Annotated in this window: 11 protein-coding genes and 2 tRNA genes; all 13 read left to right on the top strand. The window is 56.3% G+C overall.

The genetic code is table 11. The features are described from left to right. The first annotated feature begins 47 nt into the window (after positions 1-47). The 13 genes from DW899_RS08470 to DW899_RS08410 all read left to right on the top strand — a co-directional run bounded on the left by DW899_RS08470 (position 48) and on the right by DW899_RS08410 (position 12,880). Positions 48-122 (top strand) — tRNA-Gly (locus DW899_RS08470). A gap of 556 nt (positions 123-678) precedes the next feature. After that, positions 679-2,025, top strand: a complete 1,347-nt coding sequence (gene purB / locus DW899_RS08465; protein WP_117640633.1) for an adenylosuccinate lyase — start codon at positions 679-681, stop codon at positions 2,023-2,025. Between the two features lie 141 nt (positions 2,026-2,166). Continuing rightward, positions 2,167-3,003: an ABC transporter substrate-binding protein gene (locus DW899_RS08460; RefSeq protein WP_158551316.1), complete on the top strand. Its 837-nt coding sequence runs from the start codon at positions 2,167-2,169 to the stop codon at positions 3,001-3,003. Then, the gene (locus tag DW899_RS08455; RefSeq protein WP_117800649.1) at positions 3,000-4,799 is read left to right on the top strand and encodes a diguanylate cyclase; all 1,800 of its coding nucleotides are present in this window, start codon (positions 3,000-3,002) and stop codon (positions 4,797-4,799) included. Before DW899_RS08460 ends, DW899_RS08455 begins: the two co-directional genes overlap by 4 nt. Positions 4,800-4,912: 113 nt before the next feature. Continuing rightward, positions 4,913-5,176: a TIGR03905 family TSCPD domain-containing protein gene (locus tag DW899_RS08450; protein WP_117735816.1), complete on the top strand. Its 264-nt coding sequence runs from the start codon at positions 4,913-4,915 to the stop codon at positions 5,174-5,176. Continuing rightward, positions 5,176-6,387, top strand: coding sequence for a twin-arginine translocation signal domain-containing protein (locus DW899_RS08445; RefSeq protein WP_117800647.1), 1,212 nt, complete (start codon positions 5,176-5,178; stop codon positions 6,385-6,387). The genes DW899_RS08450 and DW899_RS08445 overlap by 1 nt, the downstream gene beginning before the upstream one ends. Positions 6,388-6,540: 153 nt before the next feature. After that, positions 6,541-7,263, top strand: coding sequence for a response regulator transcription factor (locus tag DW899_RS08440; RefSeq protein ID WP_117735814.1), 723 nt, complete (start codon positions 6,541-6,543; stop codon positions 7,261-7,263). A gap of 12 nt (positions 7,264-7,275) precedes the next feature. Beyond that, positions 7,276-8,841, top strand: a complete 1,566-nt coding sequence (locus DW899_RS08435) for a HAMP domain-containing sensor histidine kinase (protein ID WP_117800645.1) — start codon at positions 7,276-7,278, stop codon at positions 8,839-8,841. 118 nt (positions 8,842-8,959) lie between these two features. After that, on the top strand, positions 8,960-9,838 hold the full coding sequence (locus DW899_RS08430; protein ID WP_035136481.1) for a phosphoribosylaminoimidazolesuccinocarboxamide synthase: 879 nt from the start codon (positions 8,960-8,962) through the stop codon (positions 9,836-9,838). Further along, on the top strand, positions 9,839-10,414 hold the full coding sequence (locus tag DW899_RS08425) for a hypothetical protein (protein WP_055251296.1): 576 nt from the start codon (positions 9,839-9,841) through the stop codon (positions 10,412-10,414). 89 nt (positions 10,415-10,503) lie between these two features. Then, the gene (locus DW899_RS08420; RefSeq protein WP_117800643.1) at positions 10,504-11,784 is read left to right on the top strand and encodes an aminopeptidase; all 1,281 of its coding nucleotides are present in this window, start codon (positions 10,504-10,506) and stop codon (positions 11,782-11,784) included. Positions 11,785-11,812: 28 nt separating this feature from the next. Continuing rightward, a tRNA-Lys gene (locus DW899_RS08415) sits at positions 11,813-11,888 on the top strand. A gap of 194 nt (positions 11,889-12,082) precedes the next feature. Then, on the top strand, positions 12,083-12,880 hold the full coding sequence (locus tag DW899_RS08410; RefSeq protein WP_117800641.1) for a TraX family protein: 798 nt from the start codon (positions 12,083-12,085) through the stop codon (positions 12,878-12,880). The last annotated feature ends 597 nt before the right edge of the window (positions 12,881-13,477 follow it).

Below are 13,477 nucleotides of genomic sequence, written 5' to 3'. Positions count from 1 at the left end.
ACCCTTGTATCGAACAAGACAACCGCGTTATACTATCCCCCACATATGCGGGCATCGCCAAGTGGTAAGGCATCAGCTTCCCAAGCTGACACTCGCGGGTTCGAGTCCCGTTGCCCGCTCCATTCGAATTTCAGGCACGGTAACGTTTCGTTACTGTGCCTTCTTCAATAAAGTGCCGGGACTCGAACCCGACAGGGTGCGAGCGTTAAATAAACGCGAAGCGTTTATAGCGAGCAGGCAAGGTCGCCGATAGGCGACCGCAGCCGGTGCGGATTTGCGAAGCAAATACGCGGACGTCCCGTTGCCCGCTCCATCGAGCGCGGGAGACCTTGGGACGGCCAATTCAACAAAGTCTTCCCCATCGTCTCCGTGAATCCGAGGAGATCGACCGCAGCCGGTGCGGATTTGCGAAGCAAATACGCGGACGTCCCGTTGCCCGCTCCATCAGCCGAGGTCGATTTCGGGAACGACAGATTCGACCGGTTTCGCCCCCGCGTCTCCCCGGACCCAGGTTTGTCGACCGCAGCCGGTGCGGATTTGCGAAGCAAATACGCGGACGTCCCGTTGCCCGCTCCAATTCCAAAATGTTAGGTTAATGCCTGCTGCCCATACTCGCACCCGCGCACGGTACAATGGTTGAGTTACGACCAACGTGCCAATAACCAAAAAGGAGCCGCTATGATCGATCGCTATACCCGCCCGGAGATGGGACATATCTTCTCCCTCGAGAACAAGTATGCCATTTGGCAGGAGATCGAGGTTCTGGCCTGCGAGGCCCAGGCGGAGCTCGGCAAGATCGGCATTTCTAAAGACGAAGCCCAGTGGATCCGCGACCATGCCAACTTTGAGAAGGCGAAGGTCGATGAGATCGAGGAGGTCACGCGCCACGATGTCATCGCCTTCCTGACCAACATGAAGGAATATATCGACGCCGATGTTCCCGAGGGCGAGCCCAAGCCTAGTCGCTGGGTTCACTACGGTATGACCAGCTCCGACCTGGGTGATACTGCTCTGTGCTATCAGCTTACTCAGGCGTGTGACCTGATTATCGAGGACGTCAAGAAGCTCGGCGTGATCTGCAAGCGCCGCGCCTTCGAGGAGCGCAATACGCTCTGCGCCGGACGCACCCATGGCATCCATGCTGAGCCGATGACCTTCGGCATGAAGTTTGGCTCTTGGGCATGGGAACTCAAGCGCGACCTTGATCGTCTTGAGGATGCTCGCAAGAACGTTGCCTTCGGTGCCATCTCCGGTGCCGTCGGCACCTACAGCTCCATCGAGCCGTTCGTCGAGGAGTACGTCTGTGAGCACCTGGGTCTGGTTCACGACCCGCTGTCCACGCAGGTCATCAGCCGCGATCACCACGCCTATCTTGCCGGCGTGCTTGCCACTACAGCGGCCACCTGCGAGCGCATCGCGACCGAGGTCCGCAACCTGCAGAAGACCGATACACTCGAGGCCGAGGAGCCCTTCCGCAAGGGCCAAAAGGGCAGCTCCGCCATGCCGCACAAGCGCAACCCCATCACCATGGAGAAGGTCTGCGGTCTGTCGCGCGTCGTGAAGTCCAACGCCCAGGTCGCCTTCGACAACGTCGCCCTGTGGCACGAGCGCGACATTTCGCACTCTTCCGCCGAGCGTGTCGCCCAGGCCGATAGCTTCATCGCGCTTGACCATATGTTCCAGTGCCTCATTCGCGTTATCGACGGCCTGCAGCTGTATCCGGCCCGCATGATGGCCAATCTCAACAAGACCCGCGGCCTCATCTTCTCCTCCAAGGTCCTGCTTGCCCTCGTCGATACGGGTATCACCCGCGAGGATGCGTACGCCATTGTGCAGGAGAACGCCATGGCCACCTGGCACGAGGTGCAGGATTGTGTCTCTGGCCCCACCTTTAAGGAGCGTCTCGAGGCCGATCCGCGCTGCACCGTCAGCCAGGAGAAGCTCGACGAGATTTTTGATCCGTGGGACTTCCTCACCCGCATCGATACGGTCTTCGATCGCCTGGAGCAGCTGAGCTTCGAGTAGGGTTAACCTAATTCGACCGCTTGCGGATGCATTTCAACCTTTGGCGCCTTGCCCGTCTTGGGCGAGGCGCTTTTTTTACTGTCGCATATGCGCCCGGGTAATAAAATGAACTCCGACTGCTGTTTCGATGAAAGGGGGCACGTGCCCAGACGCATCAAGCGGGCCACCATCGTCTCGTTTACGCTCATACTCCTTGTTGCCGTCTGTGCGGGCGCCCTGACGTATACCGTTCGAAGCAGTTCTTCCTCCTCGAATGAAGCCGATAGAGATCTCCCGGTGCTCAAAATCGGCGTTACGGATAACGACCCCTATGTGTATGTCGATACCACGGGTGATTACGCCGGTATCGATATCGACATCGCCCGCGAGGCCTGCAAGCGTGCGGGGCTCAAGCCACAGTTTGTCGATATTGACTGGAACGATCGCGACCGGCTGCTCAAAAACGGTGATATCGATTGCCTGTGGTGTGACTATTCTCCCTGTTATCGCGAGGATAAGTATTACTGGACCGAGCCGTATCTAACCGTGACGGTCTCGGTTGCCGCCAAGAAAACGAGTGGCATCAAGTCCTTGGCACATCTCGATGGAAGTAAGACCATTGCGGTGATTGCGGGTTCGGTGAGTGAACGCCGATTGCTTGCGGGGGATCTGGGGGTCTCGTCGGACGTTCAAATCAAATCATATGGCTCTGCCGAACTCTGCAAAGCCGCTCTAGTCAAAGGGTACGTTGACTGCTGGATGGCGGATGTCCAGTCGCTTGACCGACTCGTTGCTCAGTATCCCGGCGTTTACCGTGTGTTTGCCGACAATGTTATGACGGTTGACCTGGGCGTCGCGTTTGATGACAGCTATGAAGGATCGGTCGTAAAGGATCTCAATACCGCGCTGTTCGACATGGATCGAGATGGCACGATTGACCGTATTGTGGGCAATTACAAGACAGGAGCGACGACGGGCGGGCAAGGAGGAAATTCATGACAACTGATGAGCACCGCTTGAGTCGAAAGACTCTGAACGTCATAGCTGCCAGCGTTATTGTCAGCGCCGTCTTGTTAGGCCTGTTGTATACGGTTGGAACCCATCGCTGCCTCGAAAAAACGCTTGGGTTTGGCCAAGAAACCATGGTGTTTTTGGAGAACGCTTGCGAAAAATATGACCGCTACGAACAGGGGAGAAAAACCGAGGCGACGCACGATTTGCTCGCCGCGGTCGAATCGTTTGCGACGTTCCTGTCCTCTGATCGCGTTGAGGTTAACGACGATCTTATCGAGCGATTTGTCCATGCCGAGAACCTTTCGGGGCTGATGGTCATGGACTCCGATGGCCATATGGTTGCCCACTACGACATCGATGGTCGCGATCCGCTTATGTTGTGGCGAGATGAGTTGGCCTGTTCGCCGGTCGCATCGATGTATCAAGGTTCCAAAGTGACCTACTCAACTGTCGATGAGCGCCGTGGTGTCGTTTTTGCCGTCTGTGCTGTTCCGTATGGCGACGGCGTTGCCCTGGCATACCGCTCACTTGTTTCCGATACGGCGGACGACTATTCATATGCCATAGCCGACGTGCTTTCGAACAGTACCTTCCACCAGGGTCCCACGGTGCTTGTTATGGAGGATGCGGAGATTGTCTCATCCAACAGTGCCGATGCTGACGTGTCGCTCGCCCGACTCCTCACCAGCGTAGGAGTTGAGTGGAAAGACGACGGCCTGACGCGCATCGAATATCGAGGAGACGAATGGTATGCCGTGCGTGCGGCGTATGAGGACTATCGCCTGTTTGCGCTCTATCCCAAATCCGAGGTCATGTCGGGCAGGATTTCATTTATCGCTGTCGGCGTGCTGGCGTTCCTGGTGTTTTTGGTTGTAGTGCTGTTGGTGCGTATCGTCGCCGATCGTCGCAATTTGGCCGAAAAGGACAAGCAGCTCGGCATCATCAATGCCATCAGTTCCACGTATGAGTCGACCCTCCTGTTGCATCTCGACACGCTCGAGATCGAGGGGATTAACATGTCGCCATCGGTGGCGAAGATATTTGCCGAGCACGCCGAGGCATATGACTTTTTTGCAACGGTTTGCCGAGACATTGTGAGTCCCGAAAGTCGCGAGGCGGTCATGGAGCTCTTAGATATAAAGACGCTTCAGGATCGTATGGAGGGCATGCCGTACTTGGATGCCGAGGTACGAGACTGCCGAGGTACGTGGTATTCGCTGCAGGTTGTTCCACAGCGCCGCGATGAGCAGGGTCGACTGGAGTCGGTCGTCGTGGCGGCGCATAACATCTCGATGATAAAGCGCGCCGAGGAGCTTTCTTTCCAGGATAAGCTGACGGGACTTCGCAATAGAAATTACCTTGAGTCCCTTGGCGACGACCTGGTGAACGATTCCCTGCCCGTGAGTGTGATCATGATGGACTGCAATTTCCTCAAGCGTACCAACGATCTCTACGGTCACGAAATGGGCGATGAGCTGCTACGGCGTATGGCGTCTGTATTGAGGCGAACGGCAGGCGAGAAGTTTGTGCCTATGCGCATTGGTGGCGACGAGTTCTTGCTGATTTGCCCTCACACCGATCGCGAATCCGCATGTGAGGTAGTGCAAGATCTTCGCCTCAGCCTTGCTGCTGCGAGCGATGAGATGCTGACAGTCAGTGCGTCGTTTGGCGTCGCGACGGCAGAGGCACCCGGTTATACACTGACCGAGATTTACCACATCGCTGACCACAACATGTATCAAGAGAAACGAAAAGTCCACGCTCGGGAAGCAGATTGCTAGTATTGCTACCGCCGGTTTGCGCATTGGGGAATGTTGAATCGGTGCCCGCGATACTTTATCGGTTCGGACGGGGATAATAGACGTCTGAAATTGCTTTACGAGAGGGGAACGCAATGATTAGTTTTGATTACAAGCCTCAGGGCGTATGCACTCGCAATATCCACCTTGACCTGTCCGATGACGGCAACAAGGTGGTGGGCGTCGAGTTTACCGGTGGCTGCAACGGCAATCTCAAGGCTATCTCTAAGCTGGTCGAGGGTGCTCCTGCCGATCGCGTCATCGAGGTTCTCGCTGGTAATACCTGCGGTATGAAAAAGACTTCTTGCGCCGATCAGCTCACGCGCGCTATCGAGGCCGCTCGCGCCGAGATCGCCTAATGAGTATCGCCGACCACGTCAAGAACGGAATATCGCGCCGCGGCTTTGTGCTCGGAGGGGCTGCCGCGGGCGCTGCCACGGTGCTTGCCGGATGCTCAAAGAAAACGGGTACCAGCGACGACGCCGCTGGCGAGCCACAGGTTATCAAGGACGATTCGAAGATTGTCTCGATCACTGATGAGTACGAAGCTGTCGATATCGATCTTGAGCCCGCGGCCTCGTGGACGCTGCCGCTGGGCACGCTGCTGTACTACTGCGATGGCGACTATGCTGCCGCGATGATGGCGCCTGCTTCTGCCCTGCATGCCAATACGCTTGGTGTGCTCAACTTGGGCGATGGCTCGCTTACCACACTTATCGAGGATCCCGTTGAGGGAACCGGTTATGCGTTTTACGACGTTCGCGCGGGTGATGGCGTGTTCGCGTGGGTCGAGATGAACTTTGCCAATGCGTCTTGGAAACTCTATGCGCAAAACCTTGCAGGCTCCTCCCTTACCGGCAACGCTGTCGAGCTCGACCGCGGTGGCGAAAACTACGATCCGCCGCTCTTCACAGCGTATGGGTCGTCGGTCATCTGGTATAAGATGCCCTCGTCCGGCGGCAGCAAGACGAGTAACGATTCGTACTGCTACCGTCAGTCGCCCAGCGAGTCCAAGCCTGAGACTATTTGGAAGTCGACAGGGCGCTTCGCATCCGCCCCGCGTGTGAGCGACGGCATCCTGACCATCTCGCCCCGCGTGCACAATGATGAGGGCGTCTATTACGGTATGACGGCGATCGACCTGACTGACGGCAACAACACGAAGCGAGCTCAGCTGGTGCTTCCTTCGTCGGTTTCGCCTTTCGAGGCCGTGTATATGGGCGACACCTTCGTGTTCTCCATTGAGGCGACGTATAGCGGTGTGGGTAGCCTGGGCAATATGGGCACCTATATCGGTAACGGGGGTGGGCCGTACCTCTTCCTTTCGCGTGAGCCGCTCGCGTGCGCTGCGGGAAGGAAAAATAAATACCTGGTTAAAGTTCAGGCGTCGCATTTTTTGATTGACACTTCGGCCAAGACCTACGGCTCGCTTCTGTCGCCCGACCGAGCCTTGGAGTATGGCGATTATCCTGCTACGGCGGGTAAATCGAACTCGTTCTTAACGTACGCAACGGTGCGTAACAGCCAGGGAATTCCCGAGACGGTTACCGCTCGCCTGTTCTCTCTTTAGTCTCCGAGGGGTTAAAAAGGCGTCGACAGGGGAATAAACGCGTTGTGACTATGAGTACCGCCCGCCGAGCTGTCGCGTCCATGCGATACCCGGTGGGCTCAGGTGCGTTAAAATGAGCTTGTTCTTAGCTAATTGAGACAGGGGGGCCGTGTTATGGCTTCAGATGCAAAAAAGATTCTGCTGGTCGAGGACGAGAAGGCAATCCGTGACGCCGTCGCTGCCTATCTCGAGCGCGAGGGCTACTGGGTTGTTGGCGTCGGCGACGGCCAGTCTGCGATCGAGGAGTTCGAGAAGCACCAGTTCGACCTGGTTGTGCTCGACCTTATGCTCCCCAAGATTCCCGGCGAGCGCGTTTGCCGCACCATTCGCGACACCTCGGATGTCCCCATCATTATGCTGACGGCCAAGGGCGAGATCGAGGACCGTATTATCGGCCTCGAGCTCGGAGCCGACGACTACCTGATCAAGCCGTTCTCGCCGCGCGAGCTTGTCGCGCGCGTACGCGCCTTGTTCCGCCGTGCCCACCAGGCCGATGAGCCGGCCGTCGAGGTGCTCGACTTTGGCGATCTGGTCATTGACATCTCGGGCCACAAGATTTTGGTCGAGGGCAAGGAAGTCGACCTGACGGCTTCCGAGTTCAAGCTGCTCACCACGCTTGCCCGTCACCCCGGCCGCGTCTACAACCGCATGGAGTTGGTCGAGAAAGTGCTCGGCTACGACTTTGAGGGTTACGAGCGCACCATCGACAGCCACGTGAAGAACCTTCGCGCCAAGCTGGGCGACGACCCCAAGAAGCCCAAGTGGCTTTACACCGTCCACGGTGTCGGCTACCGCTTCGAGGCTCCGACCAAGACCGATAAGTCGGACGAGAAATAAAGGAAATCACATATGACACCTGCGCGCTTTGAAATCGGGCAAAAGCATAAGCAGGAGAACGAGGCGGGTTCCAAGGCTAGTTGGAACACGCCTCGTTCCGATTCACGGCCAACGATGAGCTATCCCTCGCGCATGGCCCTGGCTTTTGCCCTGACATCGCTCATGACGGTACTGGTGCTGGTGGGCGTTGTCTCCGTTGTGTGGGGCACGGTTTTTACGGATTACACGCGCTCCAATATTGTCGAAATCGCCAATTCCGCAGCCGAAAAGCTTGCGACGTCGTACGAGGAAAACGGCAATTGGACCGCGGGGGAGTTGCGTGCGGTCGCGACATCGAGCTTGGTGTCCGACGATCTTGGCATGCAGGTTGTCAATAAAAAGGGCGTCATCGTCTACGACGACTCGTGGCCCTCGGCAAGCGCTACTGCCGATGTGCGCGAAAATCAGGCGACGACCGACGGTACGAGCGGAAAGAAGGCATCGCACAGCCCAGTCTCGTCTGCTCCCACCGATTCCAATAGTGTTGCCAACGTTGAGATCGTGACGTCCTCCGGCGAGCACGTGGGTCAGGTCAAATTGTGGGCGATTGGCTCCGATGCCCTGCTCACCAAGGCAGACTCAGCATTCAGAGAGAAGACCTTTAACGCCATGGCCCTCGCCGCGGTTGTTGCAATCTGCATTTCGGTCGTTATCGGATCGCTCGTGTCGCGCATGCTCACCAAGCCGATTCATCGTATTACGAGCACGGCCAAGCAAATTCGCGATGGCGATCTGTCCGCTCGTACTGGTTTGCGCGGTGATGACGAGATTGATCAGCTGGGTGAGACCTTCGATGAGATGGCCACTTCGCTCGAGAAGGATATGAAACACGAGAAGCGCCTGACCTCAGACGTGGCTCACGAACTTCGTACTCCGCTTATGGCCATGCTCGCGACAGTCGAAGCCATGCAGGATGGGGTGTATCCCACCGACGACGAGCATCTGGAAACCGTTGCATCCGAGACACGTCGCCTGGCCCGTCTGGTGCAGCAGATGCTCGATCTATCGCGCATGGAAAACAGCACAGCGCCGCTCAACCTTGAGCCGGTGGACATGGTTCCCTTCGTGCGTTCCATCGTCAACGCTCAGGAGCGCCTGTTTGTTGACCGCGATCTGCGCTTGCGCTTTGCAGATGAAACCCAGGGTCACGACGATGTCGTCGAGGCCGATCCCGACATGATCACGCAGTGCGTCATCAATCTCATGAGCAACGCCATGCGCTACACCCCCGAGGGCGGTTGGGTCGTGGTGTCGGTGCTCAGTGACCGCAAGCATGTCAGTATTGCCGTTTCGGATACCGGCATCGGTATTGCCAAGGACGATCTGTCGCGCATCTTTGGTCGTTTTTGGCGTGCCGACGCCAGTCGCGCCCGCGAGGCGGGTGGCCTGGGCGTGGGCCTCGCCGTGACTAAACAAATCGTCGAGCGCCATCATGGCTACATTTCCGTGGAGTCGGAGCTTGGAAAGGGTACGACTTTTACGATTCATCTGCCTCGCGAGCACACGGCGGACGCGGCATCTACTACAATGGAGCACTAGCTTTTCGCTATTCGGTGAAGGAGGGGTTTCGTCCCTGCCGCTCCGAGTTTGCGAAAACGTGCGGGAAAGAACCCGCATTACTGTCGTATTTTGGTAAGGAGTGACTCACGTGACAACGATGGAGCGTCGTCCGGATTCCCGTGGCAAGGTTCGTGATATCTACGATGCCGGTGAAAACCTGCTGATGGTCGCCACCGACCGCATTTCTGCGTTCGACTTCATTCTTCCCGACGAGATTCCGTTTAAGGGAGAGGTGCTCAACCGCATCTCGGCATTCTGGTTTGATAAGTTTGCCGACATCGTCCCCAACCATCTCGTTTCCATCGACCCGGCGGATTTCCCCGAGGAGTTTGCTGAGTATCGTGACTACCTCGCCGGCCGCGCCATGCTGGTTAAGAAGGCCCAGACGATTCCTATCGAGTGTATCGTCCGCGGCTATCTGACCGGTTCGGGCAAGAAGACCTACGACGAGAACGGCACCGTCTGCGGCATCCAGCTGCCTGAGGGCCTGACCGAGGCTTCCAAGCTTCCCGAGCCGCTGTTCACGCCGTCCACGAAGGCCGAGATCGGTGACCACGACGAGAACATCTCGTTCGAGCGTTGCTGCGAGATCGTGGGCGAGGACATCGCCACGCAGATTCGCGACCTTTCCCTCAAGATCTACAAGGCTGCCGCCGAGTATGCAGCGACCCGTGGCATCATCATTGCCGACACCAAGTTCGAGTTCGGTGTCATCGATGGCAAGGTTACGCTGATCGACGAGTGCCTCACGCCCGACTCCAGCCGTTTCTGGCCTGCCGCCAGCTACGAGGAGGGCAAGATTCAGCCCAGCTACGACAAGCAATTCGTCCGCAATTGGCTCAAAGCCAACTGGGATATGACGGGGGAGACCCCGCATCTGCCCGCCGAGGTCATCGATGGCACGTCCGAGCGCTATCGCGAGGCCTTCCAGATCATCACGGGCTCCCAGTTCACAAGCATGAAGGAGAACGCATAAGTGAGTACCCGTAGCGCCACGAACAAGCGCACGCAATCCCACGAGGTTACCGGGGTTGCGCGCAAGTCCGCTGCATCCGCCAAGCCCGCCCGTCAGGCAGCGAGCTCTGTCCGCGTCGTGCCGGCTTCGTCTAAGGCACGCCGCAAAGAGCTCGAGAAGGGCGAGAACCTCGAGGGCCTCTCTAAAGAGGAGAAGCGCGCCCGCAAGGCTAAGCAGCGCGCCAAGGAGGATCGCATCTACACGGTGTCGAATATCCTTCTCAAGCAGGATGAGGACTACACCAAGCGCCGCCGCATCTGGTGGGCCGTGCTCACTATCGGCATGGTGCTCGTCGTGGCCATTTGGGCTTCGCTGTACTTCGCTCCCGCTGGCATGGTGTCCAGCCCTGTCCAGATGGTCGGCATTGTTTTGTCCTACGTCGTCATTTTGGGTGACTTCATCTACGACTTCGTTCGTATTCGTCCCCTGCGCAACATGTACCGCACGCAGGCCGAGGGCATGTCCGAGAACAAGCTCAACGCCCTTATCGAGCGCTCGGCTGCCGAGGAGGACAAGAAGGACTCCAAGAAGAAGTAGCGTTTGCATGCATACTTATCGCTAAGATATAAGGCGCGTCGTTTTTGCGGCGCGCCTTTTTACTGTTCTATAGATAGATGGAGTGGCACATGATTCGAGCTGCCCTGACGGTCGAAGAAGCTCTGGAGGGCATGAAGGCCCTGGAGCCCAAGATTAAAAACTATGCGCGTCTGGTTGTCCGCAAGGGCGTAAACGTCAAGCCCGGCCAGGAGGTTGTCGTTCAGTCTCCGGTCGAGTGCGCGCCATTTGCCCGCGTGGTGGTCGCGGAGGCTTATGCCGCCGGTGCCGGTCACGTGACAGTCATTTGGGCCGATGACGCCGTGACAAGGCTCACGTACGAGCATGTCGATAAAAGCTATTTTGAGCAGACGCCCGAGTGGAAGCGCCTGCAGTTGGATTCCCTGGCCCAGGACGGTGCCTGCTTTATCTTTATCGAGGGTGCGGACCCAGCGGCTCTGAAGGGCATTGACCCCGCCAAGCCCGCCGCGGCTTCCAAGGCAAGGAATACGCAGTGCAAGGTCTTCCGCCGTGGGCTGGACTACAACATCAACCCGTGGTGCATCGCCGGCGCGCCGGTCGTTGCCTGGGCTCGCGAGGTGTTCTCGGGCGATGCGGATGAGGTTGCGATCTATAAACTATGGAATGCGATTCTGCACACCGCTCGTGCCGATGGCCAGGACCCGGAGAGCGACTGGGAACTCCATGACGCCGCATTCGAAAAGAATCTGCGTTTCCTGAACGACAATCGTTTCGACTACCTGCATTACACCTCGGCAAATGGAACCGATCTGACGATTGGCATGACGAAAGGTCACGAGTGGGCCGGCGGCAAGGGCGAGACGCCCGATGGGCACCCATTCTTCCCCAACATTCCCACCGAGGAAGTCTTCACCTCGCCTGATCGTATGCGCGCCGACGGTATCGTGTACTCGGCCATGCCGCTCATTCACCACGGTAACAAGGTTGATGATTTTTGGATTAAGTTCGAGGCCGGCCGCGTAGTGGACTACGATGCCCGCGTGGGCAAGGCGACGCTTGCGAGCATCATTGACACCGACGAAGGCGCCGCTCGTCTGGGCGAGGTCGCGCTCATCTCCAAGAACACTCCGATCCGTGAAAGTGGCGTTCTGTTCTATGACACGCTCTATGATGAGAACGCCAGCTGCCATCTCGCGTTGGGTGTCGGTTTCCCCGAATGCATCGAGGGTGGGTATGACATGTCCAAGGAGGAGCTCCTGGAGCATGGCGTTAACGTCTCGAGCACGCACGTCGATTTTATGATCGGCACGGACGATATCGATATTACGGGCATTACGCCTGATGGACGTGAAGTTGTGATTTTCCAGAACGGCCAATGGAGTTGGGAATAGTCCCAGACCGTGGTACAATGCCACCCGCGGGCCGTTAGCTCAGCTGGCAGAGCAGGGGACTTTTAATCCCAAGGTCCAGGGTTCGAACCCCTGACGGCCCACCATAGAATAGAAAAGCGACTGGCGGATGCCGGCCGCTTTTTTGTTGCCGCGACATGGGTTCGAACCCGAAAGGGCGCGGAGCTGAGGAAACGCGTGAGCGTTTGCCAGCGCAGCGCGCAAGGCGCGAAAGCGCCGCAGCGGCAGCCTGCGGAGCAGGCTGAACCCCTGACGGCCCACCCAAAGAAAGGAAAACGAAATGAAAACAGATAGATACGGAATTAACGGCAGCACATTAAAGATAATAGCAGCCATTTCGATGGTTCTCGATCATGTAAGCAGGATCGTCCTGACCAATGGAATTATGACTCACGCATCGTACAGTCAGATATCAGACGAACAGTGGGCGATTCTAAGCGAGGCTTCGGATGTGCTTCATGTTCTTGGCAGAATTGCATTTCCCATATTTTGCTTTTTGATAGTTGAGGGATTTTTGCATACTCATGACATAAAGAAGTACCTGCGAAATATGCTTGTCTTCGCAATCATTGCGGAGCCCATATACGATTTCGTTCAAACCGGGCAACTATTCGACCTCCGGCAACAAAATGTTATGTGTGAGCTCCTGCTTTCCTTGGTCTTTTTGATTATTCTGGAAAAGATACGAAGCCTTTCAAAATGGAAGAGATGCATCGCAGAAATTGCTCTGATTGTTTTGACAGCACTGGCAGCTGAATACACTAAACTAGATGGCGGTGTGTATGGCATTCTGCTTGTGGCTGCATTCTATTTATTCCACGACAGCAAGGGCAAGATGTTCTTTGCTGCAGTATGCGCAGTGCTCCTTTCGTCATGCCATATAGTTGGCGGCGGATTTGAGCTTGCTGCGGCTAATGTACTTAATCCTGATGTTGCTGCCGCGGTTGTTTCGTTGCTGCTTATCAATTTTTATAATGGCAAGCGAGGGCTGAGGCTGAAATACTTCTTCTACATTTTCTATCCGGCACATCTTGCTCTGCTTTATGGTGTCTCACTTATTGTTTTGAACTGTCTTTAAAAACTCTCAAACAAGTCTCTGAAAGCAGAAACAAATTGACCCTAAGACTGCTTGTGAATTTCAGGAAGACCTGAGAGATGCGAGGATAGACAACGAGGGCTGCAGAAAGATGCTTCTCAGTTTTCTGGCGGATTGCATGTATCTGTATGAGGATCACTTCCACACACTCATGGATAACAGTGATAAACACGGCAGATCCTCAAAACATGAGGCCGCGGAGGTCAAACGATGCTTCGAAAGCATGAATGGCAGCGAGAAAATGAGTTCGCAAGCACCCTCTGGATGCTCCAGCATAGAATAGAAAGCGATCGGCTCCGGCTGGTCGCTTTTTAGTTGACGGTGCACGGGTTCGAACCCGAACTTCTCTATATATAAGAACGCTTGGCGAACAAAACCCACCTTTTACCGACGGGAAACAAATAGCTCATGCTTTTGGAGTAAAGTGGCGCTCCAGAGATGACCGATGCCTTAACACCTATAAACCAGCTGGTCATCGCCAATATCAGAAGCTGCTGCTTCGAATGCGGCCTCAGTGAAGCAACTGAGGGTTCTATTCATTTGTGAACAAAATATGGAGTGCGCGATTCCCGCCCCCGG

It is taken from the genome of Collinsella sp. AM41-2BH (assembly GCF_003468085.1).
In the GTDB taxonomy this organism is placed as follows: domain Bacteria; phylum Actinomycetota; class Coriobacteriia; order Coriobacteriales; family Coriobacteriaceae; genus Collinsella.
This window is presented reverse-complemented; position numbering and strand designations above follow the sequence as displayed.

Bases quoted from the DNA above. Each gene is read 5' to 3' on its own strand.
- DW899_RS08435 (WP_117800645.1), top strand. From the start codon at position 7,276: ATGACACCTGCGCGCTTTGAAATCGGGCAAAAGCATAAGCAGGAGAAC.
- purB (WP_117640633.1), top strand. From the start codon at position 679: ATGATCGATCGCTATACCCGCCCGGAGATGGGACATATCTTCTCCCTC.
- DW899_RS08445 (WP_117800647.1), top strand. From the start codon at position 5,176: ATGAGTATCGCCGACCACGTCAAGAACGGAATATCGCGCCGCGGCTTT.
- DW899_RS08430 (WP_035136481.1), top strand. From the start codon at position 8,960: ATGGAGCGTCGTCCGGATTCCCGTGGCAAGGTTCGTGATATCTACGAT.
- DW899_RS08410 (WP_117800641.1), top strand. From the start codon at position 12,083: ATGAAAACAGATAGATACGGAATTAACGGCAGCACATTAAAGATAATA.
- DW899_RS08455 (WP_117800649.1), top strand. From the start codon at position 3,000: ATGACAACTGATGAGCACCGCTTGAGTCGAAAGACTCTGAACGTCATA.
- DW899_RS08420 (WP_117800643.1), top strand. From the start codon at position 10,504: ATGATTCGAGCTGCCCTGACGGTCGAAGAAGCTCTGGAGGGCATGAAG.
- DW899_RS08440 (WP_117735814.1), top strand. From the start codon at position 6,541: ATGGCTTCAGATGCAAAAAAGATTCTGCTGGTCGAGGACGAGAAGGCA.
- DW899_RS08450 (WP_117735816.1), top strand. From the start codon at position 4,913: ATGATTAGTTTTGATTACAAGCCTCAGGGCGTATGCACTCGCAATATC.